The sequence below is a fragment of the Streptomyces capoamus genome (assembly GCF_014654935.1).
Classification (GTDB): domain Bacteria; phylum Actinomycetota; class Actinomycetes; order Streptomycetales; family Streptomycetaceae; genus Streptomyces; species Streptomyces capoamus.
On the sequence record NZ_BNBF01000002.1, the window covers coordinates 494,614 to 496,722 of the forward strand.

Consider the following 2,109-nt stretch of genomic DNA (forward strand, 5'->3'; position numbering starts at 1 on the left):
GGAGGCGGTACGGGCGTCCACGAACCGGACGTCCGCGCCCGAGGCGTCCCGCAGCGGCACACCGGCGTACGCGGGCACGCCGACCGCCGCCGCGACACCGGGGACGACCTCGAAGGGCACCCCGGCGGCGGCGCAGGCGAGCATTTCCTCGGCCGCGTACGTATCAAGTCCCGGGTCCCCGGACACCGCACGGACGACCCGCCTGCCGCCCCGCGCGGCCTCCATGACAAGATGGGCGGCATCCCGTGCAGCAGCCGGGACAGCGACGGGTGTTGACGTGCCGTCAACCACCGTCAGCTGGGGCGTGCCCGTGCCCGGCGGGGACACCGACGAGTCGGCGTCCGTCGGCACCACGGAGACGCCCTGTCGGGCGTGCGTCCGGATCACGTCGAGCACCTCGTGCTCGGCGACCAGGACGTCCGCGTGCGACAGCGCCTCCACGGCGCGCAGAGTCAGCAGTCCCGGATCTCCGGGTCCGGCACCCAGGAAGGTGACGTGCCCGTGTTCCGGACCGGCGGCAGGAAGGGCGGTGGGGCTCAATGTGCTCGCTCCCCCATCAGACCGGCCGCGCCCTGGGAGAGCATCTCGGTGGCGAGTTCGCGACCGAGTGCCCACGCCTGGTCGTGCGTCTGGGGCACGGGACCGGTGGTGGACAGCTGCACCATGCGCGTGCCGTCGGTGGTGCCGACGACGCCGCGCAGGCGCATTTCGTTGGAAATCTGCCTGTCGGCCTGGGGGTCCCCCCGCTCGAGCGGAGCCGAGAGTGGGGGAAGGTCGGCCAGCGCGCCCACAGGGGCGCTGCACCCGGCCTCCAGGGCGGCGAGCAGTGACCGTTCGGCGGTCACGGCGGCCCGGGTGAACGGGTCGTCGAGTTCGCCGAGCGCGGCGACGAGTTCCGCGTCGACCGCGGCGCACTCGATCGCCAGGGCCCCCTGGCCAGGGGCGGGCAGAACCGTGTCGACCGACAGGAAGTCGGTCACCTCGTCGATCCGGCCGATCCGGTTGAGGCCGGCGGCGGCCAGCACGACCGCGTCCAGCTCGCCGTCCCGGACGTATCCGATGCGGGTGTCGACGTTGCCCCGGATCGGGACCGTCTCGATGTCCAGGCCGTGGGCGCGGGCGTACGCGTTCAGCTGCGCCATGCGGCGCGGCGCGCCGGTGCCGACGCGCGCCCCGCGCGGCAGGTCGGTCAGCTTCAGGGCGTCGCGGGCGACGATGACGTCCCGCGGGTCCTCGCGCACCGGTACGGCGGCCAGGGCCAGCTCCTCGGGCTGGGTGGTCGGCAGGTCCTTGAGCGAATGAACCGCGAAGTCCACCTCGCCCTTGAGCAGCGCGTCGCGCAGCGCCGTGACGAACACGCCGGTGCCGCCGATCTGCGCGAGCGCCTCGCGGGACACATCGCCGTACGTGGTGATCTCGACCAGCTCGACGGGCCGCCCGGTCGCCCGGCGGACGGCCTCCGCCACCTGGCCGGACTGGGCCAGGGCGAGCTTGCTGCGCCTGGTCCCCAGCCTCAAAGCCTTCTCAGTCATGCCGGTCGGTCCTTCGTCTGTGTGCTGTCCCCGGCCCGGGAGACGGCGGCCACCGTCTCGGGGTCGAGGTCGAACAGGGTGCGCAGCGCGTCCGCGTACCCGGCGCCACCGGGCTCGGCCGCGAGCTGCTTGACCCGTACGGTCGGCGCGTGCAGCAGCTTGTCGACGACCCGGTGCACGGCCTGGCGGATCTCACCGCGCTGGCGTTCGTCCAGGTCGGGCAGGCGGCCGTCGAGGCGGGCGATCTCACCGGCGACGACGTCGGCGGCCATGCTGCGCAGCGCCACCACGGTCGGCGTGATGTGCGCCGCCCGCTGTGCCGCGCCGAAGGCCGCGACCTCGTCGGAGACGATACGCCGGACCTGGTCCACGTCGGCCGCCATCGGTGCGTCGGCGGAGGCCTCCGCGAGCGACTCGATGTCCACCAGACGGACCCCGGCCAGCCGGTGCACGGCCGCGTCGATGTCGCGGGGCATGGCCAGGTCGAGGAGGAAGAAGAAGGGCGCGGGCCGCTCCGCGACCGGCTCGGGCCTGCGCCGCTCGGGGATCCGGCCGACGGTGGCGACGGTCGCGGCGA

At 74.2% G+C, this 2,109-nt stretch carries 3 protein-coding genes; all 3 read right to left on the reverse strand.

The window, feature by feature from the left end; genetic code table 11:
• A partial coding sequence (locus IE312_RS38980) for a uroporphyrinogen-III C-methyltransferase (RefSeq protein WP_229899129.1) occupies positions 1–540 on the reverse strand: 540 nt, incomplete at its 3' end.
• Positions 537–1,532 carry a hydroxymethylbilane synthase gene (gene hemC, locus IE312_RS05815; RefSeq protein ID WP_189978927.1) on the reverse strand — a complete coding sequence of 332 codons (996 nt, stop codon included), beginning with the start codon at positions 1,530–1,532 and terminating at the stop codon, positions 537–539. The genes hemC and IE312_RS38980, both read right to left, overlap by 4 nt.
• Positions 1,529–2,109, reverse strand: a 581-nt coding sequence (locus IE312_RS38985; RefSeq protein WP_502266959.1) for a glutamyl-tRNA reductase, incomplete at its 5' end; no start/stop codon positions are given. The genes IE312_RS38985 and hemC, both read right to left, overlap by 4 nt.

Excerpts from the sequence above, each read along its gene's own strand:
- hemC (WP_189978927.1), bottom strand. The coding sequence starts at position 1,532 with ATGACTGAGAAGGCTTTGAGGCTGGGGACCAGGCGCAGCAAGCTCGCC.